Below are 24,556 nucleotides of genomic sequence, written 5' to 3'. Positions count from 1 at the left end.
GACTCGGCCGCATGGGGGAACACAAACGTGGGGAACAGAACACACCGCAGCCTGCCCGCAAACTGGTAGCCGTCGTCGTGCCTTTGCTGGGACTGATTGCGGTGATTGTGGGCGTGGTCGTGGCATGGAGCAACCTTGAGACGAACGTCGGGTGGTTTGCCTATGCTCCCCTGAGTGACACGGTCTTCCTGGGGGATAACGGCTCATTCGTGAGTAAGGGGACGCAGCTCGGCTTGGCCGTGGCGGGGGTTGGCCTGCTGGTCCTCGCGTTCTGGGCGGGGCTGGCCGTGGGGCGTCGCCGCTGAGTTCGCTGGAAAACGACGAAATCGCCGGAAAGCTCCCTGCGAACTGGCAGCTTTCCGGCGATCTCGGTGTAACGCGCAAAACCTAGGTGAGCTTCACCTGGCGGTTCATGTCCTTGTACAGCAGGTAACGGAACTCGCCCGGACCACCCGCGTAGCAAGCCTGGGGGCAGAACGCGCGCAGCCACATGAAGTCGCCGGCCTCCACCTCAACCCAGTCGTTGTTGAGCAGGTACATGGCCTTGCCCTCAAGCACGTACAGGCCATGCTCCATGACGTGGGTCTCCGGGAAGGGGATCACGCCGCCGGGCTGGAAGGTCACGATGTTGACCTGCATGTCGTGCGCGAGGTCGCTGGAGTCCGTGAAGCGCGTGGTCTTCCAGACGTCGTCCGTGTCCGGCATGGAGGTGGGCTCCACGTCCTTCTCGTTGGTGACGAAGGACTTGGCTTCAAAACCTTCCAGGCGTTCGTAGGCCTTGCGAATCCAGTGGAAGGACACGATGTCGTCGGAAACGTTCTCCAAGCCCCACTCTGCACCGGCAGCGAGGTAGGCGTAGCCGCCCTCTTCGAGGTGGTGCAGTTCGCCGTCGAGGGTCAGGTTGACCTGGCCCTTGGTGACGAAGATGACGCCTTCAACGCCGGACTCGAACTCGGCCTTGGGCGCCCCGCCGCCCGGTGCGATCTCGACGATCAGCTGGGAGAACGTGGTGGCAAAGCCGGAGATCGGCCGTGCAATGATCCACGAGCGCGTGTTGGAGAATCCCGGCAGGTTGCTGGTGACGATGTCCGTCATGACGCCCTTGGGGATCACCGTGTAAGCCTCGGTGACGATGGCCCGTTCGGTGGTCAGCTGGGTCTGCGGCGGCAGGCCGCCCTGCGGGTAGTAGTACTTTCCCATGCGAGATGCTCCTATCAGTGCGAAGTTGGTTGTGCGAGCCGCGGGTGCGCCAGTGCGGTCAGCTGTGAAAGTTCGACGCCGGCAAGCGCCTTGACCTCGTCGGTCCCCACTGCCCCGCACTGGACGCCGCGGAGGACGAAACCGGCAAGCGCGCGGGCCGTGGCAGGCTCGTCCATGACGCCGCCTTCGGTGCGCTCCACGTAGTTGCGGAGGCGCAGCGCCGCTGCGGGCAGGCCTTCGCGGTAGAAAGCGTACGACGCCGAGAAGCGGCTGGGCAGTTGGGCTGCGTGGAGATCCCAACCCTGGTAGTAGCCGTTTTCCAGGGAGCGACGAACCAAGCGGCCGTGCAGCTTCCAAGCGTCCTCCACGCCATCGCCGACGGGGATGATGTTGGTGGAACCGTCGGAGAGGCGGATACCCGTACCGGCGACAGCAAGTTGCATGACTTCCTTGGCGAAGTCGGCCACCGGGTGCTCCATGGACTGGTATTCCGCGGAGATCCCCAGGGAGGCGCTGTAGTCGTAGGTCCCGTAGTGCAGGGCGCTGATGCGGCCCGGAACTACGTGGGGGAGTTGTGCCACAGGCGAGGTTCCGTCAGCGCCGATGATGAGCTGCGGTGTTTCCACCTGGACCTCGAAGCGGAGCCGGCCGGCGGGGAGCCCGTGGACTTCCTCCAAGCGGGACACTGCGAAGTCCATGGCCTGCACCTGGGCCACCGTGGTGACCTTGGGCAGGGTGAGGATCAGTCCAGCGGGGAGCTCGCCGGCCTCAGCCAACGTTGAGACGAACCGGTCCAGGGTTTTCAGGCCTCGCGCCCGGGTGGGGGCTTCGAAGCACTTGAAGCGGATGCCGATGAACGGGGGAGCGGTCCCGGCCGCAACCGCAGTGGCAACAGCCTTGGCGGCAGCAACGGCGTCGGCGTCTTCTGCCTCATCGCCACGGTCGCCGTAGCCGTCTTCGAAGTCCAAGCGGAGGTCTTCGATCGGTTCGGCGGTAAGCTTTTCCGCCACCCGGGATGCCACGGCGGCAGCCAGGTGAGCCTCCTGGCCCAGCAGCTGACCGAGCTTTTCGAGCCCACCGTGAGCCTCCGCCGTCGCCAGCGCCTGTGCGCCCCACTCTGCTGCAAGGGAAGGCGTGAAGCGGTCGGCGGGAATGTAGACGGTGTGGATGGGCTGGCGTGAGCCGTCGTCGCCGGGGTAGTTGCGGTCCAGCAACTGGTCCGTCGCCGCAAGCTGGGATTCGATGTGAGCCAGATCAGATGAAGAGAATGAACCCATCTCAGCCCACCAGCTCATACGCGGGAGTGGTGAGGAAGTCCGTGTAATCGTCGGACAAACAGATGTCCTCGATCAGCTTGGACGCAGGCTCGTAGTACTTCTTGAAGTTCTCGTCGCCGAATTCGATGCGCAGGCGCTCGGTTTCTTCGCCCAGGATCCGGGTCACCAGTTCGCGGGTCACCGTGTTGCCGGTGTCCGCGAGGACGGACTTGTTGCGGATCTGCTGCCACACCTGCGAGCGGGAGATCTCCGCCGTGGCGGCATCTTCCATGAGGTTGTGGATGGCAACGGCACCGCTGCCGGAGATCCAGACGCCCGTGTAGGCGACGGCTACGTAGAGGTTCAGGCGAAGTCCGGCTTCAGTGACGTGGCCTTCGGCGGACGCGACGTCGATCAGCTGTTCGGCCGTGACGTTCACCTCGGGCCGCTGCTTGTCCAGCTGGTTGGGACGGTCGCCCAGCACGGAATCGAACACTTCGCGGCACGTGGGAACCAGGTCCGGGTGGGCAACCCAGGAGCCGTCGAAGCCATCGTTCGCCTCGCGGGTCTTGTCGGCACGGACCTTGTCGAAGGCTGCGGCGGTGACGTCGGGCTGCTTGCGGTTGGGGATGACGGCGGCCATGCCACCCATGGCGAAGGCGCCGCGCTTGTGGCAGGTCTTGACCAGGAGTTCGGTGTAGGCCCGCATGAACGGAGCCGTCATGGCAACGGTGGCGCGGTCCGGGAGGACGAACTCTTCGCCGGCATCACGGAAGTACTTGATGATGCTGAAGAGGTAATCCCAGCGGCCGGCGTTCAGGCCGGAGGCGTGGTCGCGCAGTTCGTAAAGGATCTCGTCCATCTCGAACGCTGCCGGGATGGTCTCGATGAGCACCGTGGCCCGGACGCTGCCCTGCGGGATGCCGAGGAAGTCCTGGGCGAACACGAAGACGTCGTTCCAGAGGCGCGCCTCCAGATGGCTCTCCATCTTGGGCAGGTAGTAGTACGGGCCGTGGCCGTTGAGGAGCAGCTGCTTGGCGATGTGGAAGAAGTGCAGGCCGAAGTCCACCAACGCACCCACGGCGGGTTCGCCGTCGATCAGCAGGTGCCGTTCCTCCATGTGCCAGCCACGGGGGCGGGCCACTACGACGGCCAGGGGAGCATCCGTGCGAAGTCGGTATTCCTTGCCTTCGGGCGAGGTGTAGCTCAGGGTTCCCTGGGCGGCGTCACGAAGGTTCAGGATGGCGTCAATAACGTTGGGCCACGTGGGTGTGCTGGCATCTTCGAGGTCCGCAAGCCATACTTTGGCGCCGGAGTTCAGGGCGTTGATGGCCATCTTGGCCGGGGTTGCCGGGCCGGTCATCTCAACGCGGCGGTCCTGCAAAGCTGCCGGTGCCTCAGCGACCTTCCAGTCGCCGTCGCGGATGTCCTGGGTCTCCGGAAGGAAGTCCAGACGGGACGTGTCGGCAACCTTCTGGCGCTTGACCTGACGCGCCTCCAGCAGTTCGTTGCGGGTGCCGGCGAAGCGCTTGTGCAGCTCCTCGACGAAGGCCAGTGCCTTGGGGCTAAGGATTTCCTCGGCGCGATCGATCGGCCGGGGATCAGTGACTGTGATAGCCATGTGAGCGGATTCCTTTGTTCTAGAGGGCGCTGGCGGCGTTGGCGTGCGCAGCATTGGCTACGGCGGTCGCTACGTCGGCGGCAACATGGGGATCGAAGACGCTGGGGATAATGTAACTCGCGTTGAGCTCATCGTCAGCCACCCGGTTGGCAATTGCCTCGGCGGCGGCCACGAGCATGTTCGGCGTAATGTCCGATGCTCCGGCGTCCAGCAAGCCCCGGAAGAAGCCCGGGAAGGCCAGCACGTTGTTGATCTGGTTGGGGAAGTCACTGCGGCCGGTGGCAACCACGGCTGCATGCTTGGACGCTACAACGGGATCGATTTCCGGAGTGGGGTTTGCCATGGCGAACACGATCGCGTTCTCAGCCATGGAAGCAACCTGCTCTTCGCCGATCACGTGCGGGGCGGAGACGCCGATGAAGACGTCTGCTCCCTTGAGGGCGTCGTGCAAGGTGCCGGAGAAGCCTTCTTCGTTGGTGTTCGCGGCAATCCAGCTGCGGTGCTCATCGCCGTACTCTTCGCCGGAGTGGATCGCGCCGGAGCGGCCGGCGGCGATGATGTGCTGCGCGCCCTGGGCCTTGAGGAGCTGGATGATGGCCGAGCCGGCAGCGCCGACGCCCGAAACCACGATCTTGACCTCGGAGAGCTTCTTGTCCACAACGCGGAGGGCGTTGACCAAGGCAGCGAGCGTGACGATCGCGGTGCCGTGCTGGTCATCGTGGAAGACGGGGATGTCCAGTTCTTCGCGGAGGCGGTTCTCGATTTCGAAGCAGCGCGGCGCGGCAATGTCTTCGAGGTTGATGCCGCCGTAAACCGGGGCCATGGCCTTGGCGATCATGATGATTTCTTCGGTGTCCTGGGTGTCCAGGCAGACCGGCCAGGCATCAACGTTGGCGAACTGCTTGAAGAGCGCAGCCTTGCCCTCCATTACGGGAAGGGCAGCGGCGGGGCCGATGTTGCCCAGGCCCAGTACGGCTGAACCGTCAGTCAGGACGGCGATGGTGTTGCGCTTGACGGTCAGGTTGCGGGCTGCGGCCGGGTCTTCGGCGATGGCCATGCAGACACGGGCGACGCCGGGAGTGTAGGCGCGTGAAAGATCGTCACGGTTGCGCAGGGCTACCTTGGGGACGACCTCCAGCTTGCCGCCGAGGTGCATGAGGAAGGTGCGGTCCGAGACGTGCTGGACGGTGACGCCGTCGAGGGCGTTCAGGGCGTCCTTGACGCGGGCTGCGTGGTCGTCGTCGGTGGTGTTGCAGGTGACGTCAACAACGATCGTCTCGTGGTGGGATTCCGTGACGTCCAGCGCGGTGATTGCTGCACCGGCTGCGCCGACGGCTGCTGCCAGTTCGCTGGTAGCGGTGAAGCTCGACGGTGCGGCGACGCGCAGGGTGATCGAGTTTCCGGGGCTCGGATTCGCCATTGAAATTCCTCCTGTAAGGCCCGTTCCCGGGCCGCCGTTCCAAACTAAATGTTTTCGTATTATGGATATTATTATCTACAAAGTGGAAACACAACCCCTTGCTTGGTCATGTTCGGTGTCATCGCGTAGCTGCGCGCTGTGCTGTATGTTGGGTGTTCTAAGCAATTCTTTTCACGATGCGGATAAGAGTTGTCGGAATCTGAGTCATGGGAGACAAGGGAATGGCTGAAAAAGCCTCCGGAGGCGTGCAGTCCGTTGAGCGCGTCTTTGAACTGCTGGAACTGATCACGGACGCGGGCGGCGACGTTACGCTGAGTGAGCTGTCGTCGTCCACTGACCTGCCCTTGCCCACCATCCATCGGCTGCTTCGCACGCTGGTATCCCTGGGCTACATCCGCCAGTTGCCCAACCGCCGCTACGCCCTGGGCCCCCGGCTCATCCGGCTCGGCGAAGGTGCCAGCAAGCAGCTCGGCGCCGTGGCTCGCCCGCAGCTCAAGACCCTTGTGGAACGGCTCGGCGAAACCTCCAACATGGCCGTCCTGGATTCCGACATGGTCATCTACGTGGCCCAGGTGCCGTCCATGCACTCCATGCGGATGTTTACCGAGGTCGGCCGCCGCGCCCACACGCACGATACCGGCGTTGGCAAAGCCATCCTCGCCCAGTTGGACGACGAGGTTGTCCGCGGCATCGTGGCCCGCACCGGCATGCCCACGCCTACGGCCAAGAGCATCGGCGACATCGACTCCCTGCTTGCTGACCTCAAGCTCATCCGGGAACGCGGCTACTCCATTGACGAGGAAGAGCAGGAGCTCGGCGTCCGCTGCTTCGCCATGGCCGTGCCCAATGCGCCCACTCCCACCGCGATCTCCGTCTCCGGACCGATCACCCGCGTGGACCAGAGCTTCGCCGACCGCGCCGTACCCATGCTGCGCGAGGCTGCCATGGCGATCTCCGCGGAGCTGAATCAGAACTAGCTTCTCCGGTCGCTTTTCGCCTGGTTGGCACTTAACGCCCATGTCCTACGACATGGGCGTTTCTGTTACCTCTGCGCGGGCTTTGAGTGCGTGGCCTTCTTCAGCATCGCGTTAACCACAATCGGGTGGACCGGCCGCACCACGGCAAAGTACAGCTTCCCGCGCCACCCTTTAAGCTCGACGGCGGTAGTCACCCGGATCAGCTGACTCACCGGATCCACCCCGACGGCCGCGGCAAAGTTCAGGTGTTTGTCCCGGACGAAAATCAGCGCTTCCTCGCCCGCCTGGTCCGTCACGTTGAAGGTGTCCCGCGGTGCCTTGGGAACGCCGATCAAGGGGACCAGTGCCTGGCGCAAACCCATGGCGCCGGCAACCCAGCGGGGCATGGAATTTAGGGAGAACAGCCGCTCCGCCCATTCCGTGGGGTCCGTGCTGGCCCCTTTTGGAAGGACCGCCAGACAGACATCCGCGTAGTCCGGCGTCGGGATCTCGCGGAAGGCCAATGAGTGGAAGCAGGGAGCCTGTTCGGTCATGGGCTGATCCTACGGTGTGGCGTGTGGGAAGTGAGCGCCCGCAGTGGCGAGGGTGCCGCGTGAGCGAGTGCCGGCGTCGTACATTCTTTGCCTGGCCGCATGCCCTGCGAGGCGACATGCCCTGCGAGGCGACATACCCCGCGAGGCGACAAAAGGCGGCAGTGTCCCCCAAGGAAACACTGCCGCCTGATGTCATTTGCGCGGGGTGGAAGCTAGTGCTCCGACGCGCTGGAGGTCTTGAGTGGGACTTCCTTGCCATCAGCGTCGATGAGCTTGCCGTTTTCGAAGCGGTCGCCTTCGCTGAGGCATTTGATGTCCTCTTCGCTGACAATCCGGTCCGTACCGGCGACGAACACCGACTGGTTGTCTGAATTGCCGGCTTTGAAGTGGTTGAAGAGGATGTTCAACAGGATGGCCATGACGGCTGCCGAGCTGATGCCGGAGTGGAAGATCGTGGAGAACCAGGACGGGAAGGCGTCGTAGAAGGACGGTGCGGCGATGGGGATCATACCGAAGCCGATGGATGCAGCCACGATGATCAGGTTCATGTTGTTCTTGTACTCGACCTTGGCCAAGGTGCGGATACCGCTGGCTGCCACCGTACCGAACAGCACGACGCCGGCGCCGCCCAGGACGGGCGTCGGAACCGCTGCGACAACGCGGCCCAGGATCGGCAGGAGGCCGAGGATCACCAGGATAAGACCGCCGGCGCTGACCACGAAACGGCTCTTGATGCCCGTGATGGCCACCAGGCCCACGTTCTGGGCGAAGGCGCTCTGCGTGAAGGAGTTGAACAGCGGGGAGATGGCGCTGGAGAGCATGTCTGCGCGAAGGCCGTCGCCGATGCGGCGGGAGTCCACTTTGGTGTCCACGATCTCGCCCACTGCGATGATGTCGGCCGAGGTCTCTGTCAGGGTGACAAGGATGACGATGAGCATGGAGATGATGGCGGCGATTTCAAAGGTCGGAGCGCCGAAGGCGAACGGTGTGGGGAATGCGACGATGTCTCCCTGGCCGACCTTGGAGAAGTCGGCCATGCCTGCCACGAACGCGATGATGGTGCCGATGACCATGGCCAGCAGGATGGAGAGCCGGGAAATAGCTGCGTTGCCGACCTTGCTCAGGAGAAGGACGACGCCCATGGTGGCTGCAGCGAGGCCGATGTTGGCCATGCTGCCGTAGTTGTCAGCCTTGGCGTTGCCGCCCATGGCCCAGTTCGCGGCCACCGGCATCAGCGTCAGGCCGATAGTGGTGATCACTGTGCCCGTGACCACTGGCGGGAAGAATTTGATGATCTTGGAGAACAGGGGAGTGATCGCCAAGCCAATCAGCGACGCCACAATGACCGAGCCGAACACGGCCTGGATCCCGCCACCGCCTTGGACGATCGCCACCATGGTGGAAACACCAGCGAAGGACACGCCCTGCACCAGCGGCAGTTGGGAGCCGAAGAACGGAATGCCTACCGTCTGAAGGATGGTGGCCAGGCCGCCAACGAACAAGCAAGCGGCGATGAGCAGGCCGATGTCCTGCGAGGACATGCCGGCGGCTGCACCGATGATGAGCGGTGGGGCAATGATTCCGCCGTACATGGTGAGGACGTGCTGGAAGCCGTAAGCGAAGGTGCTGCCAATTGACAGGCGCTTGTCCTCGGGGCGTTCCGGCTGATGCTTCCGCGAAGAGGTGGTATTCGCAGGGCGGGACTTCTTTTTGATGTTCATGGCAGACTTTCTGGGTTCATGGCAGACGTCTTCGTCTGGCTAACTGTGTCTGGCTAACAAAATCTCGGGGTTTTGGGGTTGGTTTTGTGTGCAGGTCCGGCCTGACGGGGGCGCCGTTGGCGGGACCTGCACACAAATCCTTGGATGGTGCGGGTCTTTATTGCTCGTTGATCGCAGGTTTAGCAGAAGCCGGCGATGCCGCTCCAGGCAACCGGCGCAGCGTCGATGTTCTCGCGCTGGACGGTTGCTTCGATCAGGCCGTACGGACGGTCCGCGGCGAAGAAGACTTCGTTGGGGTTGTCCAGGCCGAACGGGCTCAGGTCAACCAGGAAGTGGTGCTTGTTGGGCATGGAGAACTTGATCTCGTCCACTTCGCTGTGTGCTTCCAGGACCTTCTTGCCCATGTCGAACAGTGTCTGCTGCAGGGCGTGGGAGTAGTTTTCCGTGAAGCCTTCAAGCAGGAGGGCCTTGATGTCCTCGTAGCTCTTGTTGAAGTCCGTGCCGGCAAAGTCCAGGTTGGTGTTGTAGCGCCAGCGGGCGGATACATCGGTGGCCAGGATTCGGTCGGTGGTTTCCGGCAGGGTGGTGTACTTGTCGCGCGGGTAGCCGACAAAACCGGACTGCGTGGTCTTGAGGACGGTCAGGTCCTTGAGGCCGGAAATCAGGTGCGTGGTTGCGCCATCGCGGACGACGACGGCGGTGCGCACCTCTTGTCCGTTGCGGACGAAGCTGTGGTCGTGTCCCTCCCCGTGGGCCTGGATGCGATCCCAGCTGTAGGCCTCGGCTTCCCAGCGTCCGCCGGTAACCCAGTCGAATCCGCCGGTGAAGTGGTCTGCAAGGCGGAGGAGGAAGGACTCGGGGGAGCCGATGCCTTCACGGGCGAACGCGTAAACGGTGTTCTTCTGGGTGTCGGTGGCGACGACGTGGCCGTTGTCGCCTTCGAGGTGGGCGGCCTGGAAATCGCCGCGCAGCTGCGAGGTGACGTTCAGGTCTTCGATGTGGTGGCGGTCCGTATCCCGAGTGACTTTGACGACGCGGACTTCTGCTTTGCCGTACTGGTTTTCGCCGAGGACGATGTTGTTGCTCATGGTCATATCCCAACTTCTGTGAGGTGGAACCTACGTTCCATCAATGAAATTAAGCGCGTGTTTCCACCGCGTTTCTGGTGGAGCCGACCCAACAAAAAAGAGCCGACATCCATTGATGCCAGCTCATTACGACCCTGCCTGCTGCTCTCAGGTTACGTGACCTACGCCACGAACTCATTCGAGAGTAGCGCATGATTTCGACTTGTGTATATGGGTTCCGAAGGATCGTTATGAACCATCCAAATGTGACCGGGGCAACTCGATTTGCTCCGCAGGGGGTCTTGACGGGTTGTTTCACAACTGCCTACACTTTCCATATAACAATAAAAGATTTCCGAAGAGCGGAAACTTGATGCACTGGAAAGAGGAGGAACAGATGGACTCGAAGGATACGAACAACGTCGTGGAATTCCCTGCACCGGGTCAGGAACTGTACCTGCCCTTCGGTGCAACAGATCCGGACTTCTACATTCCGGCCGACTGTGACCGCAAGGCTGGCGGGTTCTCCCGTTGGTTGCGCGCGCTCCCGGTGTTCGGCCGGCAGCGCCCCTGAGACCCTGCATCAAAGGGGCGCGGACTCTGCGCAACAGAGCCAACGAGGCGGGCGATACCTGGGGAGGTGTCGCCCGCCTTTCCGCTGCCCTGCCAGTTTGCTGTGGCCCCCGTTTCGATGCCTCGCTGCAGATTAGACGGTAGGAGTCATCTAGCCGGCAGGAAGCCATCGAAATGGACTTCTCCACATAGGACGGTGCACGCCTTTCCCGGGCTCGCGGGCGTGGCGAAGCTTGGCTCATGACAAATTCCGCTCCCAGGGAGCTTCCATCCGGCATGGACTTGTGGCGGACGAGCCAGCTCAATGATGCCGGCTTCAATGCCCGGGCCATCTCTGCCCTGGTGCGAAGGGGCGTACTGGTGAGGCTTCGCCGGGGGTGCTACATCCGTGAACGCACCTGGGCGGCGCAGAAACCATGGGTTCGAAGCCGGCAACTGATCGCCGCGCACGCCCACGGGACACTCACGACGTCGGGTGGTGGCTTGGTCTACAGCCATACATCCGCTGCTCGCCTCCATCGCCTGTTCCTGTGGGGTGTTGACGACCGTGTACACATCACGCAGAAGAAGACGCCGGCGCCTAATTCGCATGGCCGCGATGTGGTGGCCCATTCCAGAGTGCTTGGGGAGGGCGAGGTGGTCCTCGTGGACGGGCTGCCGTGTACTTCGCTGGAGCGGACAGTGGTGGACTGTTGCCTGATGTTGGACTACCGGCAGAGCCTTGTCTTGATGGACCATGCCCTCCGAATTGGTGCGGATGCGACGAAGCTGGCGGAATTATGCGCAGCTCTGTCGGGCAGAAACGGAGTGCTTTCGCTGCGACGCGCTGTGAAGAATGCCGATGCCCGCTCCGAGTCTCCGGGCGAGACTCTAAGTCGGGAACTTCTCGTGCGACTCCGCATTGAGCCACCAGAACTTCAGGTGGAAGTTCGAACAACCGAAGGAAAGCATCGCTTGGACTTCGCGTGGCGCGACAAGAAATTGGCCATGGAGTTCGACGGCAGGGTGAAGTACTTCGATTACGCGCCAACGGAAGAGGTCATTTTCGGGAACGGCAGCGCGAAAAGGCGCTAATGGAGGACGGGTGGACGTTCATTCGCATCAAGTGGCGGGACTTGTTCCAGGAGCAGGAGTTTAAGATTCGCGTGCTGCGGGCCCTTCGCGCAGCCGGATAGATGACTCCCTGCGCATTAGATGACTCCTACCGTCTGGTGCGCAGCGAAGCATCGAAATAGTGGAATGTGATCTGCGTAACAATCGGCGGGGTGCTAGGGCTTCACGTAAGCTGGGCTGACGGCCACCCTTTTGGGTCTTCAAGGTCGTTGCAGCCCTGACTGACGGGTTGCGCTTGCTCGCTCGATGGCGCCGGACATATGGCCCGCACGCGTCGCACCGCAGCATGTCGAGTAAAACTGATGCTCGTCATCGAGCTATGCCAGGACGTTCACCCTGGCTAAGATCCCTGCCTTGGCAGGAGACAGACGAGCCGGGCGTGGGGATCCGGCGCCGCAGCAGCCTATGTGTGGCTGCTACCCCAAAGGAACATGTCATGAAACTCAAGGTCTCAATGCTTGGGGCGGTGATTGCGTTGGCCCTCGCCGGGTGCACGACACCGACGCCGACACCGACGACAACCGTCACGGCACCTACGTCGTCGCCTCCCGCGACCACTGCAACCCCGACTCCGACGCCGACGGCCACGTCCGCAAGCCCGACACCGACCCCCACGCCCACCCCGACGGCGACTCCGACACCGAGTGCGACCACCGCAACCCCGACTCCGACGCCGACGGCCACGTCCGCAAGCCCCACACCGACCCCCACGCCCACCCCGACGGCGACTCCGACACCGAGTGCGACCACCGCAACCCCGACTCCCACTCCAACGTCCGCAAGCCCGACGCCGACGGCCACGTCCGCAAGCCCGACACCGACCCCGACGCCGAGTGCGACGAGTGCAAGCCCGACGGCGACGCCCACCGCGACAGCGCCCACGGCTAGCCTCGCAAACCTGGCCCGTGTTCCTTGGGACGGTGGACCGGCATATTGGTCGAAGTTCCCCGGTGCGGCGAAGCTGAACAACCCCAACCTCTTCCCGGTGAGTGTCTACTTTGGAAAACCGGAGCACGCTGCACAGTTAAAGGACATCGGCGTGAATGTCTATCAGGAAGCTGAACACGATGGCTCCACGCTGACGTCCATCACGGATACCGGGATGCTGGTCATTGCAGGCCAGGAGTGGACGCGGGCCGAGGTGGGCTCCAATCCCGGCGTTGTGGGGTGGGCCACCTACGACGAGTGCGACATGGGCCTTGGCTGCATCGGGAGCACTACCGAGGAGAACCTGCAGCAGATGAACACTCTTGTGGCGAAGATCCGCGCCTACGGAGATGGCCGCCCCATCAACGCCAACTATGGCAAGGGCATCCTGGGAACGTGGTGGGCCAACGGGACCATGGATGACTTTATGGCGACTGTCGACTTCGCATCCGCTGACAACTACGCCTATACCAGCCCGTCTGTGGGAGATGCGATCAAGGCATCTCCGGCCTGGCCTGCGGGAGCGAACCCCGGCGTGAGTGCAGCGTACGGGTGGCAGGTTGATCGGATGCGGTCTTTCCAGGCAACCCCTGGGGCTAAGCCGAACTGGGTGTTCGTGGAATCAGCCCGGCCCTATTTGACCGAGTCGAACGCCACGACCATTACCCCTGAGCAGATGGAAGGCGCCATGTGGTCCGGCATCATCCATGAAGCCCGGGGAATCAGTATCTTCCAGCACAACAATGATCCGGCGTACGGAAACTACTCGCTGGTGGACATCCCTGCTGACCGCAAAGCGAAGATCCAAGCTGCCTTGGCCCGGATCCAGGCGCTGGCACCTGTCCTCAACACCCAGAGCTATGTGTGGGATGCCGGGGTTGCTGGAACGGACACCATGCTCAAGGCCAAGGACGGCAGCGCTTACCTCTTCGCGGGCATCGGTGTGAATGGTGCCACCGGCGCGAAGACGTTCACTCTTCCGGCCGGGATCACCGGTACTCAGGTGGAGGTTGTGGGCGAAAACCGCACCATCCCTGTCCAAAACGGAAAGTTCACGGACTCGTTCGCCAACGAGTACACGCATCACGTCTACAAGATCACGATCTAGGACAGGGGGAAGGAACCTACCCAGCCACCAACTTCCGCGCCGCCGCCGAGTGCTCAGCGATCAGCCCGGCGACGTCCAGCCCTGGAATCGCGCCGTCAACCACACGCCACTGACCGCCCACCATCACCCGGTCGGCACGGTCCGCCCCGCAGAGCAGCAATGCAGCGACGGGGTCGTGGCTCCCGGAGAAGCGCAGCTCGTCGGGCTTGAAGAGGGCCAAGTCCGCCTGCAACCCCGGGGCCAGCTGCCCAATATCGGAGCGACCCAACACAGCAGCCGATCCGCGGGTGGCCCAGCCGAGCGCACGTTCCACGGGCACCGAGGCGCCGTAGCGGAGCCGCTGCAAATACAGGGCCTGCCGGGCTTCGAGGATCATGTTGGAGGCATCGTTCGACGCCGATCCGTCCACTCCCAGCCCCACGGGAACTCCGGCTGCCTCGAGTTCCAGGACGCGCGCGGTTCCGGAGGCCAGCCGCATGTTGGACGTGGGGCAGTGCGCGACGGCGGTGCCCGCGGCTCCCAGCCTGGCGATCTCCTCGTCGTTGAAGTGGATGCCGTGTCCCAGCCAGGTGCGGGATCCCAACCAACCCACGGACTCCAGGTAGTCCACGGTCCGCAGTCCAAACATGGACCGGCAGAAGTCTTCTTCATCGATGGTTTCGGCAAGGTGCGTGTGAAGCCGGACATCGAATCGTTCGGCCATGGCGGCACTCTCGGCCATGATTTCCTTGGTCACGGAGAAGGGCGAGCAGGGGGCCAGTGCGATCTGCACAACGGCTCCGTCTCCGGTCTCGTGATACTGACGAATCAGCCGTTCGCTGTCCGCAAGGATCGCCTCAGGTGACTGGACCGTGGTCCTGGGCGGCAGCCCGCCGTCGTCCTCTCCCAGAGTCATGGACCCGCGGGTCAACGTGGCCCGCATGCCCATGGAACGCACGGCTGCGACCTCAATGTCGATGGCGTCTTCCATGCCGTCGGGGAAGAGGTAGTGGTGGTCGGCGGCGGTGGTGCAGCCGGACAGCAGCAGCTCAGCCAGCGCAACCTGTACGGCAAGCTCAAGGCTTCGGGGCGTCAACCGCGCCCACACCGGATACAGGTTCTGGAGCCACGGGAACAAGGGAGCGTTGGCCACGGGACCCCACGCGCGGGTGAGCGTTTGGTAGAAGTGGTGGTGGGTGTTGATGAGGCCGGGCAGGACCACGTGGGAGGAGGCGTCAAAGACGTCTGCCGGAGAAGAAGGCTGCCCGCCCGAAGGCACCAGCTCAATGATTTTTCCGTCGGACACCACCAGGCCGCCGCCGGCATCGAAGTCGTTTGCGGTGAAAATTCCCAGCGGATTCTTGATCCAAAGAGGGGTCATAACAGGTTCCTTGTCTGGTCGGCGTGTACGCGTTCCAGCTCAGTTAGGCCCTGTCTGCTGATCCAGGTTGCCGGACCGTCAGAATGCGGTCCAGTCCAAAAAGCGTAGAATGCACGACGGCGGCAGTCAACGCTTGCGGGCGGGTTCCGGTCACATTCGGGCACCAGCCTTGCCCCATCAGTAATTTCGCATGACGAAATTAAGTTTTCAAAAAACTATGGCGCGGCTCACAAACCTGGTGTTACGCTCTAACTGCCAAAGGCGGGCACCCGGACTTCGGGAAGCTATCTACCAGGCGCAACTTAACCTTCATCGCACATGCTGAAGCCTGGTAACCAAGCTAACTGGAGCTCATCTCTGTAGCGCCCCCAAACAGGTCACCTGGCTTCCTCAGCACTAAGGAAGTCGCAACATGAGTACAACCGTCACGGCCGAGCAATTCCTGGCCACCTCCATTGAGCTGGCAACAGCCAATGTCCTTAACAGTGGGGGCCCTTTCGGCGCCGTCATTGTCACCGCGGACGGACGAGCCTTCGAAGGCGTCAACCGCGTCACCGCCACGAACGATCCCACCGCCCACGCAGAAGTCACGGCCATCCGTAACGCCTGCCGCGAACTGGGAACCTTTGATCTCAGCGGAGCAACCCTCTACACCAGCTGCGAGCCATGCCCCATGTGCCTGGCCTCCGCACTCTGGGCACGCGTTGACCGCGTGTTCTTTGCCGCAGACCGTCACGACGCCGCATCCGTCGGCTTCGATGACGCTGTCTTCTACGAGTACTTCGAGAACGACAACCGGGACGCGCTGATGCCGGTAGCCAAGCTGGAACTGGGCGACCCCCAGGCCCCGGCGGCCCTCCAGCCGTTCAACACCTGGAACACGCTTGATTCCAGGATTGACTACTAGGGCCCGGTGGCTGACATGACAATCCTGGATAATTCCGCTGAGAAGCAGACAGCAGCTGAGAAGCAGGCTGCGCTCTTTCCCCAGGGAGACAGCGCAGAGCCCACAGCGGCAAAGCACACGGCAACCGGCCTGGCAGGTGGCAACAAGAAGCCCCCGGTGTCGAACTCCTTCCTGGACAAGTTCTTCCAGATCTCCAAGCGTGGATCCACGCTGGCCCGCGAATTCCGCGGCGGCCTGGTCACGTTCTTCACCATGGCGTACATCGTCATCCTGAACCCGCTGATCCTTGGCGGCTTCTCGGCCGAAAACGCTCCCACCGACGTCGCCGGCGGCTGGCTCTCAGCTGCACAGGTTGGAGCCGTCACTGGCCTGACCGCCGGCGTCATGACCATTATTTTCGGTCTCGTCGCCAACCTGCCCTTCGGCCTCGCGGCGGGCCTGGGCATTAACTCCTTCCTGGCCGTCGCGGTGATCCAGGAAGTCACGTGGCCTGAAGCCATGGGACTGGTGGTCATCAACGGCATCCTGATTGTCATCTTCGGTGCCACCGGCGCCCGGACGGCAATCTTCAAGGCAGTTCCCAAGGAGCTCAAGGCCGCCATCACCGTTGGCATCGGCTTGTTCATTGCCTTCATCGGCTTTGTCGACTCCGGCTTTGTCCGCGCCACCACGGGCGGCCCACCGGTCCAGCTCGGCGACAACGGCTCCATCACCTCCATCCCCACCCTTGTCTTTATCATCGGACTGCTGACCATGGGCATCCTCGTGGCACGCAAAATCCAAGGCGGCCTCCTGATCGGCATCGTCGCCACCACTGTCCTCGCCGCTGTTGCCGAGGCCGTGTTCCGCATTGGTCCAGGCAGCGCCGACAACCCCGGCGGCTGGCACCTCAATGTACCCATCCTGTCCAGCCAGTTGGTGTCAGTCCCGGACCTTAGCCTGGTGGGCCAGTTCGATCTCTTCGGCTCCTTCGCCAGGATCGGCGGATTGGCGGCAACCATGTTGGTTTTCACTCTGGTGTTCACCAACTTCTTCGACGCCATGGGCACCATGACCGGCCTGGCCAAGAGCGCAGGCGTGGCACACAAGGACGGCACGTTCCCCAAGCTGAAATCGGCCTTCATTGTTGAAGGCATGGGCGCTGTGGTGGGTGGCGCAACATCCGGTTCTTCCAACACCGTGTACATCGACTCCGCTGCCGGCATCGGCGAAGGTGCCCGTACCGGCTTGGCCTCCGTGGTCACCGGCCTGTTGTTCCTGGGGTCGATGTTCTTCACGCCGCTCACCTCGGTGGTGCCGCTGGAAGTTGCAGCAGCAGCCCTGGTGGTAGTGGGTGCAATGATGATGGCGCAGATCCGCGAGATCAAGTTCACCAAGTTTTCCATCGCACTCCCTGCGTTCCTGACCATCGTGACCATGCCGCTGACCTACTCGATCGCCAACGGCATCGGCGTCGGATTCATCTCCTTCGCCGTGATCAGCGCAGCATCGGGCAAGGCCAAGAAAGTCCACCCGCTCATGTGGGTGGTCACGGCAGGCTTCATCATCTACTTCGCCCGCGGCCCCATCAACGCCCTGATGGGCGTCTGACCCGGAGCCGCACCCCGCGCCGGCGGTCAATCCGGCACTCTGATCGGCGGTCCGTCGGTACCCACCGCACGAATAGGCGTCCGCCGTCGTCGTCCCCTTAATACAGGCACGACGGCGGGCGGCGGCTGGGCGGCCGACGCTCCGTCAAGGAACGGGGGCAGGGAGATGAAGCCCTTGCCCCCGTTCCTATGAACTCTGACTGACTGAACTCTTACTGACTTAGCCGCGACTTCCCCTCAACAACCTCTGGAAATGAGAATATGAGGCAAGATCGCGCACTGCTCCGGCCGGGCCACCCGGCCGGGACACCTGGAAAAAGGACGTGTTGCCATGCTGGATCTGATGCCTTCACTGGGCAGCTGGCGGCCTGCGGTCTCCGGCCAGCGATGTGCTGTGGCCACGATCGTAGGGACAGGCGGCTCCGTGCCGCGGCCCATGGGGACCTCCATGATGGTCTCCGAACATGGCGAAATACTGGGCAGCCTGTCCGGAGGCTGCGTGGAAGGTGCCGTGGTGGAAGCGGCCTTGGAAGCAATGCGCGACGGCGGCCCCCGCCTTGAGTCGTTCGGCTACAGTTCCGAGGACGCCTTCGCTGCAGGGCTCACCTGTGGAGGAGAACTGGAAGTCCACATCCAGCCGCTCGGAGCAGGCTCTCCGGAACTTTCCGTTTTCACTGAAGCCCAGCGTCCTGCAGCCCTGATCCGCCGGCTCGATGCCCACGGCGGAGTCATGGTGGTCGATGATCCTGTGAGGTTCCGCGCGATGGAATCGGAGGAACTGGCCAAGCTGGTGGGAGACCATCCCTCCACACTCTTCGCGGCCGCCGCGCAGGTGGAGCCGCTGCTCCAGGGCGGACGTGCCGGATTGGTCCGGCTCGCTCCGCCGGAGGGCTGCATCGATGGTTGGGTCACCACGGACAGGTGGGCAGCTGAGCACCAGGAAGAGGAAACCCAGCCCGAGCCCATCACACTATTCGTTGAAAGCCGCTTGCCGGCCGCGCGGATGCTGATCTTTGGTGCCAACGACTTTGGCGCCGCGTTGCTCCCCGCCGGACAACTCCTCGGCTACAACGTCACCCTCTGCGACGCCAGGCCTGCCTTCGCCCAGCAAAGCCGCTTCGCAGGCGCAGACCAAGTTGTCACTGACTGGCCGCACCGCTATCTGGAAGCCGAAGCAGCGGCCCGCCGCATCGATAACCGGACCGTGGTGTGCGTCCTGACCCACGACCCCAAGTTTGATATTCCCCTGCTGGAGACCGCACTCCGGTTCAACCTGGCGTACGTCGGGGCGATGGGATCCCGCAGAAGCCATCAGCAACGGGTCGACGCCTTGCTCGAGGCAGGCACGCCGCCGGAGTCCTTGGAACGGCTGCATTCGCCCATCGGACTGGACCTTGGCGCCGTGACTCCCGCGGAAGTGGCGGTAGCCATCGTGGCGGAAATCGTGGCGGAACGCGGGGCGGCCGCCTTGGAGCACGGGGGCAGTGCGGCCCGAAAGACCACCGGCTTCCCTTCGCTCAAGGACAGCACCGGCCCGATCCACCCGGCTCCGATCCACCCAGCACCTCAACACCTCACTCAGGAGGACCCATGGACATGAACACCATCGAGGCCGTGGTCCCCACCACGGACCCCGCACAATGGCGCGACGGCGATGCCTGGCTCGCCGGTGGCACGGTCCTTTTCTCCTACGGAAGCACCGTCCTCAAACGGCTCCTTGACCTTGGCGAGTCCGGCTGGCCAGCCGTGACAGTGACGGACAAGGGCATCGAACTTGCCGCCACCTGCACCGTTGCGGAGCTGTACGCCTTGCCGCAAACCGCCGAAACAGCCAGTCGTGAATGGCCTGGCTTGGCCCTGATCCGCCCTTGCTGCGACTCGTTCGTGGCCTCGTTCAAGATTTGGAACATGTCCACGGTGGGCGGCAATATTTGTACCGGCCTGCCGGCAGGGCCCATGACGTCGTTGTGTGCCGGACTGGACGGCGTCGCCACCATCCTCAGCCCGGACGGCGCCAGTCGTAACGTGCCGGTGGCCGACGTCGTGACGGGCGATATGCAGACTGCCCTTGAGCCGGGGGAGCTGCTGCGCAGCATCCACCTCCCCGCCACAGCACTCTCCGCGAGGGTTGCTTTCCGGCGTTTGTCCCTTAGCAACCTCGGGCGTTCAGGCGTGCTGCTGATCGGAAGGCTCGACTCCGACGGCGGCCTGGTCATCACCGTGACCGCGTCAACCAAAAGGCCTGTACAACTGAGGTTCCCCGCCGGGCAGGTTCCCGACGCCGGGACGCTGGCTGACGCCGTCGGCGATTCCATTCCCTGGCCGCTCTACCACGACGACATCCACGGGCTCCCGGCCTGGCGCCGCGACATGACGTTCAAGCTGGCCGAAGAAATCCGCGCCGAGTTGCTGGGCGAGTCCATGACCGTGTCCGGCGATTTCTGGCCGCCACACAACACCTCGCCCCAGCCGTCCACGCAGCCCTCACCATCCACCACCCAGCAGAAGGAGGCCCCGAATGGCAATTGAGATCAACGGAACTGCCTCGCAGGCCACGCCCCGCCCCGGGCAGTGCCTCCGCACGTTCCTCCGTGAAGAGGGCAACTTTGGCGTAAAGAAGGGCTGCGACGGCGGCGACTGCGGAGCCTGCACCGTCCACGTTGACGGTGCACCCGTCCACAGCTGCATCTACCCGGCCGTCCGTGCAGAGGGCAAAGCAGTCACCACCATCGAGGGGCTGGGCACCGCAGTAGGCCTGCATCCTGTGCAGGAGCAATTCCTGGAAGCCCAGGGTTTCCAGTGCGGATTCTGCACCGCCGGCATGATGATGACCGCTGCAACGTTCGACGACGAGCAACGCGCCAACCTGCCCCGCAACCTCAAGGGAAACCTGTGCCGCTGCACGGGGTACCGTTCCATCGCGGACGCTGTATGCGGTCACGGCAACGACCACCAGCACGACGCCGGAGCTGACGTTTCGGGGGCGCAAGCTGCCGCCGTCGTTGAAGCCACGCCCGGCCAGCTCGGTGATAACGTTCCCGCACCCGCCGGTCCTGCTGTGGTCACCGGAACCGCCCGCTACACCCTTGATGTCCCGGCCGGGCAACTTCCGGGCCTCCTGCACATGAAGCTCTTGCGTTCGCCGCATCCACATGCCCGGATTGTGTCCATCAACAAGGCCCCGGCGCTGGCGGTTCCCGGCGTCGTGGCGGTGTTCACGCATGAGGACGCACCCCAGCTGCTGTTCTCCACGGCCCAGCATGAGAATTACACAGATGATCCCGATGACACCCGTGTATTGGACAACGTGGTGCGGTTCATCGGGCAGCGGGTTGCGGCCGTCGTCGCCGAGTCCGTTGGGGCGGCAGAGGCCGGCGCCCGTGCTTTGGCCGTTCAGTACGAACTGCTGGAACCGGTCTTCACTCCCCAGGAGGCCATCCTTCCCGGAGCCCCGGCGATTCACGGAGAAAAGGACGGAGTCTTCTCCCGCATTTCCCGTCCGCTCCAGAATGTGGTGGCCGAGGTTCATGCCGAACTTGGGAGTGTTGCTGATGGGTTCGCGGCTGCGGACTTCATCCACGAGCACACGTACCAAACCCAACGCGTGCAGCACGTGGCCATGGAAACGCATGCTTCCATTGCCTGGCTGGATGAGGAGGGTCGCTTGATGATCCGTTCCTCCACACAGGTTCCCTTCTTGGTGAAGCGGACCTTGAGCCGCGTGTTCAACCTGGCGCCGGAGACCATCCGTGTGGTGGCCGGGCGGGTTGGCGGCGGATTCGGTGGAAAGCAGGAAGTCCTCACCGAGGACCTGGTGGCTCTTGCGGCGCTGGCGCTCCGCAGGCCCGTGCAGTTGGAGTTCACACGCACCGAGCAGTTCACGGCAACTACTACGCGCCACCCCTTCACCATTCACCTCAAGGCGGGCGCCAGCCGTGACGGTTCGCTCACTGCGCTACAGCTGAATGTCCTCACCAACACCGGTGCCTACGGAAACCACGCTCCCGGTGTGATGTTCCACGGCTGCGGCGAGTCCTTGGCCGTGTACAAGTGCGTGAACAAGAAAGTGGACGCCCACGCGGTGTACACCAACACCGTCCCTGCGGGTGCTTTCCGCGGCTATGGGCTGAGCCAGATGATCTTCGCGATCGAGTCGGCCATTGATGAGCTCGCCATTGGCATCGGTATGGATCCGCTGGAGTTCCGGCTCAAGAACATGGTCCGCCCGGGCGATCACATGCTCTCCACCACGCCCGAGCCCGAGGAAGACGTCCACTATGGAAGCTACGGCCTGGATCAGTGCGTGGCTTTGGTGCGGGACGCCCTGGATCGTGGCAAGGAGCGCTACCGGGCCGCTGGCCTGGATGACCTCGGTCCGGACTGGGTGGTGGGGGAGGGCTCAGCCCTGTCCATGATCGACACCGTTCCGCCGCGCGGCCATTTCGCCCACACCCGGGTAAGCCTGGAAGCGGACGGAAGGTTCGCCGTCGACGTCGGTACTGCCGAATTCGGGAACGGCACCACAACTGTTCACGCGCAGCTGGCCGCCACGGCGCTGGCGACCGCAGCGACAAAAGTGACCGTACGGCAGTCCGATACCGACCTCGTGGAACACGACACCGGAGCGTTCGGCTCGGCCGGAACCGTGGTGGCCGGCAAAGCGACGCTCGGCGCGGCGCTGGAACTTGCCACCCGGATCCAGACGGTGGCCGCTTCGCTGACCGGAGCGGCCCTGACGGATTGCCGCCTGGTGGATGGCGCCGTCGAGTGTGGCGACCGCACGGTGACGCTGACGGAAATCGTCGACGCCGCCCTGCTGCAGGGCGTTCGACTCACCACCGACGGCAACTGGGGTGGGACGCCGCGATCTGTCGCGTTCAACGTCCATGGCTTCCGGGTGGCTGTTAATACGGGAACCGGTGAGCTTCGGATCCTGCAGAGTGTCCAGGCCGCCGACGCCGGTGTTGTGGTGAATCCGCGGCAATGCCGTGGGCAGATCGAGGGCGGCATTGCGCAGGCGCTCGGAGCTGTGCTGTACGAGGAAGTGAAAGTGGACGACGCCGGACGGGTCACCACGGACATCCTGCGGCAGTACCACATCCCGTCGTTCGCGGACGTGCCCCGGAGCGAGGTGTACTTCGCCACCACCAACGACTCCACTGGCCCGCTGGGCGCCAAGTCCATGAGCGAGAGCCCGTTCAACCCCGTGGCTCCGGCCCTGGCCAACGCGATCCGCAACGCCACGGGGATCCGCTTCGGCGAACTGCCCATCGCGCGGGACAAGATCTACCTGGCCCTCCGCGATCGCACCCTGATCTCCAACTGATCCGACCCAGCTGAGTAACAGCAAACGTCGGTATGAGCCCTCAGTGCGACGTTTGCTGTTACTCACTTGGGTGAGACGGCGAGTTCCATGAACACGCTGTTCGGGTCCAGGGTGTAATCCCCGAACGGAGGGCACTCGGTAAATCCGTGCCGGGCGTACAACCGGCGGGCCGGAGCAAAATAATCCTCGGTTCCCGTTTCCAGGCTCACGCGCTTGAACCCCCGCCCGCGGGCTTCGGCCACGATGTGCTCCAGCATCAAGGTGGCCACTCCGCGTCCCCGCGCGCTGGCCGTAGTGCGCATGGACTTGATCTCGGCCTGCCCGGTGGAGAGTGTCTTCAACGCACCGCAGCCCAGCAACACCCCATCTTCGCGTGCCGTCCAGAAGGTGATGGACTCGTGCGACAACGCCGAGTGGTCCAGAGCGTGCACGCTCTCGGCGGGCGACGTGGCGAACATATCGGCCAGGTGCTCGCTGAGGAGTTGATGGACATCGGGGCGTGCGGGATCGTCAAGGTCGATGCGGATCATGCGTTCAAAGTTACCCGGGCCCTTGACCCAGGCACCAATACTTACATCTCCAGCAAGTGCAGCTGGTCCTTCGTGTCCAGGTCCTCGCCGGAGCAAAGGTCGCTACAGTCCACCAAGTCCACCAGGCCCGGATGCGCCTTGAGGAACGATCGCGCTCCAGTGTCGCCATGAGCCGCCGCAGCGGCTTCCGCGCGGAGTCCGACGTCGAAAATCACCGGGTGCCTGCGCTTCAGGTGTCCCGACTCATCAGGGTACGCGGCTGCGGTGACCCGGCCGGGACGGTGGCTGCCCAGCAGCCTGCTCACCGCCGTCGGAGTTAATCCGGGCTGGTCTACCAGCGCCACCATGATGCTGTTGCCAGGGGTGGCGGCGTCGATTCCGGCGCGGAAAGAGCCTGCCATGCCTTTGCCCCACTGCTCGTTCTCCACCACTACGTAGCGGCCCAGATCCGTGACGCTTCTGACGCGGTCGGCCTCGGCGCCGAGTACCACCACAACCTCGCGGCAACCGCCGTCGAACAGGGTGTTGGCCAGAACCTCCACCAACGTCCGGCCGCGGAATGGGAGCAGCGCCTTCGGGCCGCGGCCCAAGCGGGTGCCGGCCCCTGCAGCGAGGAGCACGCCCGTGGTGGGGCCCATGCCGGAGTCAGTCATATCCTCACGATACGCGCGGGGGTGCATGCGGTCTCTAGCTCCTTGGATGCTTTCGAAGAGATCTACCGATATCGGTTGTAAATTACCCATCAGTAGGGCTTTTGGCCGTCTGAAATGGCCGATATCGTCTATGGGGGAGTTATGAAGTCAGCTCGAAGACGCAACGACGCGTGAAAGATCAGGGGAAAATGGCTGGCACTTTCGAAATTCTGAAAGCAGGATCCAACTCATTCCGGTTCAGGCTCACCGCCGAGGACGGCACGATTGTGGCAGTGTCGCCACAATTTCCAAACCTGAAGGCCGTGGTGGCCGGCATCAACGCCGTCCGCGAAAATGCGGCAACCGGCTTTGTGGTGGACCGACGGAACCTGGGGACCTAGATCCGGTCCAAAGAAACCAGCGACACAAAAAGTTGGCGGCGGTGTTCTTTACGAACACAGCCGCCAACTTTGTTGGTGCGGGAGGTTAGGCGTCGCCGCCTGCGCCGCCTGTAGTGCCGGCGTTTACGTCCAGCAGTTTGTAACGGTCAATGGCGTACGACGGCGTGCCCTCCTCGACCTCGCCCCTCGCCGCCAGCAACTGCAGGGTTTTGGCGACGATGGAGTGGGTGTCGTTTTTGAAGTAGCGGCGTGCGGCTTGGCGGGTGTCGGAGAAGCCGAAGCCGTCTGCTCCGAG

22 protein-coding genes and 1 pseudogene are annotated in these 24,556 nt (G+C 63.4%); 12 read left to right on the top strand and 11 right to left on the bottom strand.

Going from position 1 to position 24,556, the window contains the following annotated elements; translation table 11 throughout:
• Positions 1–11: 11 nt before the first annotated feature.
• A complete protein-coding gene (locus ABIE35_RS14195; protein WP_354515837.1) occupies positions 12–305 on the top strand; it encodes a hypothetical protein in 294 nt (97 codons plus the stop codon).
• Positions 306–387: 82 nt separating this feature from the next.
• Here the strand turns inward: ABIE35_RS14195 and ABIE35_RS14190 are convergent, their stop codons facing one another.
• Genes ABIE35_RS14190 through ABIE35_RS14175 form a run of 4 tightly spaced genes read right to left on the bottom strand, consistent with a single transcriptional unit; the run spans position 388 to position 5,497 of the window.
• A complete protein-coding gene (locus tag ABIE35_RS14190; protein ID WP_062071654.1) occupies positions 388–1,200 on the bottom strand; it encodes a bifunctional allantoicase/(S)-ureidoglycine aminohydrolase in 813 nt (270 codons plus the stop codon).
• 14 nt (positions 1,201–1,214) lie between these two features.
• On the bottom strand, positions 1,215–2,477 hold the full coding sequence (locus ABIE35_RS14185; RefSeq protein ID WP_354515835.1) for a DUF6986 family protein: 1,263 nt from the start codon (positions 2,475–2,477) through the stop codon (positions 1,215–1,217).
• Between the two features lies 1 nt (position 2,478).
• Positions 2,479–4,077, bottom strand: a complete 1,599-nt coding sequence (gene aceB, locus ABIE35_RS14180; RefSeq protein WP_354515833.1) for a malate synthase A — start codon at positions 4,075–4,077, stop codon at positions 2,479–2,481.
• Positions 4,078–4,096: 19 nt separating this feature from the next.
• Entirely contained in the window at positions 4,097–5,497 is a 1,401-nt protein-coding gene (locus ABIE35_RS14175) for an NAD-dependent malic enzyme (protein WP_159733163.1), read from the bottom strand.
• A 221-nt stretch (positions 5,498–5,718) separates the two neighbouring features.
• Between ABIE35_RS14175 and ABIE35_RS14170 the strand changes: the two genes are divergently transcribed.
• The gene (locus ABIE35_RS14170; RefSeq protein WP_011776026.1) at positions 5,719–6,474 is read left to right on the top strand and encodes an IclR family transcriptional regulator; all 756 of its coding nucleotides are present in this window, start codon (positions 5,719–5,721) and stop codon (positions 6,472–6,474) included.
• Positions 6,475–6,539: 65 nt separating this feature from the next.
• Here the strand turns inward: ABIE35_RS14170 and ABIE35_RS14165 are convergent, their stop codons facing one another.
• The 3 genes from ABIE35_RS14165 to pucL all read right to left on the bottom strand — a co-directional run bounded on the left by ABIE35_RS14165 (position 6,540) and on the right by pucL (position 9,822).
• On the bottom strand, positions 6,540–7,007 hold the full coding sequence (locus tag ABIE35_RS14165) for a DUF2867 domain-containing protein (RefSeq protein ID WP_354515830.1): 468 nt from the start codon (positions 7,005–7,007) through the stop codon (positions 6,540–6,542).
• A gap of 212 nt (positions 7,008–7,219) precedes the next feature.
• Complete coding sequence (locus ABIE35_RS14160; protein WP_354515828.1) at positions 7,220–8,728, bottom strand: nucleobase:cation symporter-2 family protein; 1,509 nt, start codon at positions 8,726–8,728, stop codon at positions 7,220–7,222.
• A gap of 179 nt (positions 8,729–8,907) precedes the next feature.
• The gene (pucL, locus tag ABIE35_RS14155) at positions 8,908–9,822 is read right to left on the bottom strand and encodes a factor-independent urate hydroxylase (protein ID WP_261611726.1); all 915 of its coding nucleotides are present in this window, start codon (positions 9,820–9,822) and stop codon (positions 8,908–8,910) included.
• 370 nt (positions 9,823–10,192) lie between these two features.
• On the opposite strand from pucL, the gene ABIE35_RS14150 reads away from it, so the two are divergent.
• The 4 genes and pseudogenes from ABIE35_RS14150 (at position 10,193) to ABIE35_RS14135 (ending at position 13,516) form a co-directional block, all read left to right on the top strand.
• Positions 10,193–10,369 carry a hypothetical protein gene (locus tag ABIE35_RS14150; protein WP_014922716.1) on the top strand — a complete coding sequence of 59 codons (177 nt, stop codon included), beginning with the start codon at positions 10,193–10,195 and terminating at the stop codon, positions 10,367–10,369.
• 239 nt (positions 10,370–10,608) lie between these two features.
• A pseudogene (locus ABIE35_RS14145) lies at positions 10,609–11,543 on the top strand (endonuclease domain-containing protein).
• A 427-nt stretch (positions 11,544–11,970) separates the two neighbouring features.
• Positions 11,971–12,369: a hypothetical protein gene (locus ABIE35_RS14140; protein ID WP_354515826.1), complete on the top strand. Its 399-nt coding sequence runs from the start codon at positions 11,971–11,973 to the stop codon at positions 12,367–12,369.
• 97 nt (positions 12,370–12,466) lie between these two features.
• The gene (locus ABIE35_RS14135) at positions 12,467–13,516 is read left to right on the top strand and encodes a hypothetical protein (protein ID WP_354515824.1); all 1,050 of its coding nucleotides are present in this window, start codon (positions 12,467–12,469) and stop codon (positions 13,514–13,516) included.
• A gap of 16 nt (positions 13,517–13,532) precedes the next feature.
• Here ABIE35_RS14135 and ABIE35_RS14130 read toward each other — a convergent pair whose 3' ends face one another.
• Positions 13,533–14,876 carry an 8-oxoguanine deaminase gene (locus ABIE35_RS14130; protein WP_354515822.1) on the bottom strand — a complete coding sequence of 448 codons (1,344 nt, stop codon included), beginning with the start codon at positions 14,874–14,876 and terminating at the stop codon, positions 13,533–13,535.
• Positions 14,877–15,288: 412 nt separating this feature from the next.
• On the opposite strand from ABIE35_RS14130, the gene ABIE35_RS14125 reads away from it, so the two are divergent.
• From ABIE35_RS14125 to ABIE35_RS14105, 5 genes are all read left to right on the top strand, one after another.
• Positions 15,289–15,783 carry a nucleoside deaminase gene (locus ABIE35_RS14125; protein WP_017200639.1) on the top strand — a complete coding sequence of 165 codons (495 nt, stop codon included), beginning with the start codon at positions 15,289–15,291 and terminating at the stop codon, positions 15,781–15,783.
• Between the two features lie 6 nt (positions 15,784–15,789).
• On the top strand, positions 15,790–17,373 hold the full coding sequence (locus ABIE35_RS14120; RefSeq protein ID WP_089596164.1) for an NCS2 family permease: 1,584 nt from the start codon (positions 15,790–15,792) through the stop codon (positions 17,371–17,373).
• A gap of 330 nt (positions 17,374–17,703) precedes the next feature.
• The gene (locus ABIE35_RS14115) at positions 17,704–18,972 is read left to right on the top strand and encodes an XdhC family protein (protein WP_354515820.1); all 1,269 of its coding nucleotides are present in this window, start codon (positions 17,704–17,706) and stop codon (positions 18,970–18,972) included.
• Positions 18,963–19,901 carry an FAD binding domain-containing protein gene (locus ABIE35_RS14110; RefSeq protein ID WP_354515818.1) on the top strand — a complete coding sequence of 313 codons (939 nt, stop codon included), beginning with the start codon at positions 18,963–18,965 and terminating at the stop codon, positions 19,899–19,901. Before ABIE35_RS14115 ends, ABIE35_RS14110 begins: the two co-directional genes overlap by 10 nt.
• Positions 19,891–22,698, top strand: a complete 2,808-nt coding sequence (locus ABIE35_RS14105; RefSeq protein ID WP_354515816.1) for a molybdopterin-dependent oxidoreductase — start codon at positions 19,891–19,893, stop codon at positions 22,696–22,698. Before ABIE35_RS14110 ends, ABIE35_RS14105 begins: the two co-directional genes overlap by 11 nt.
• A gap of 62 nt (positions 22,699–22,760) precedes the next feature.
• Here the strand turns inward: ABIE35_RS14105 and ABIE35_RS14100 are convergent, their stop codons facing one another.
• Together ABIE35_RS14100 and nboR are read right to left on the bottom strand one after the other, a co-directional pair.
• The gene (locus ABIE35_RS14100) at positions 22,761–23,228 is read right to left on the bottom strand and encodes a GNAT family N-acetyltransferase (RefSeq protein WP_354515815.1); all 468 of its coding nucleotides are present in this window, start codon (positions 23,226–23,228) and stop codon (positions 22,761–22,763) included.
• 41 nt (positions 23,229–23,269) lie between these two features.
• A complete protein-coding gene (nboR, locus tag ABIE35_RS14095) occupies positions 23,270–23,908 on the bottom strand; it encodes a nicotine blue oxidoreductase (protein WP_354515813.1) in 639 nt (212 codons plus the stop codon).
• 161 nt (positions 23,909–24,069) lie between these two features.
• Here nboR and ABIE35_RS14090 point away from each other — a divergent pair, with 161 nt between their 5' ends.
• Positions 24,070–24,261: a YegP family protein gene (locus ABIE35_RS14090; protein WP_354227971.1), complete on the top strand. Its 192-nt coding sequence runs from the start codon at positions 24,070–24,072 to the stop codon at positions 24,259–24,261.
• Between the two features lie 85 nt (positions 24,262–24,346).
• Here the strand turns inward: ABIE35_RS14090 and ABIE35_RS14085 are convergent.
• Positions 24,347–24,556 (bottom strand): hypothetical protein (locus ABIE35_RS14085; RefSeq protein WP_354515811.1); only part of this gene is annotated, 210 nt, incomplete at its 5' end.

The organism is Paenarthrobacter sp. 4246, assembly GCF_040546855.1.
Taxonomy (GTDB): Bacteria; Actinomycetota; Actinomycetes; order Actinomycetales; family Micrococcaceae; genus Arthrobacter.
Note: the sequence above shows the minus strand (reverse complement) of the source record. Positions and strands in the feature narration are given on the sequence as shown.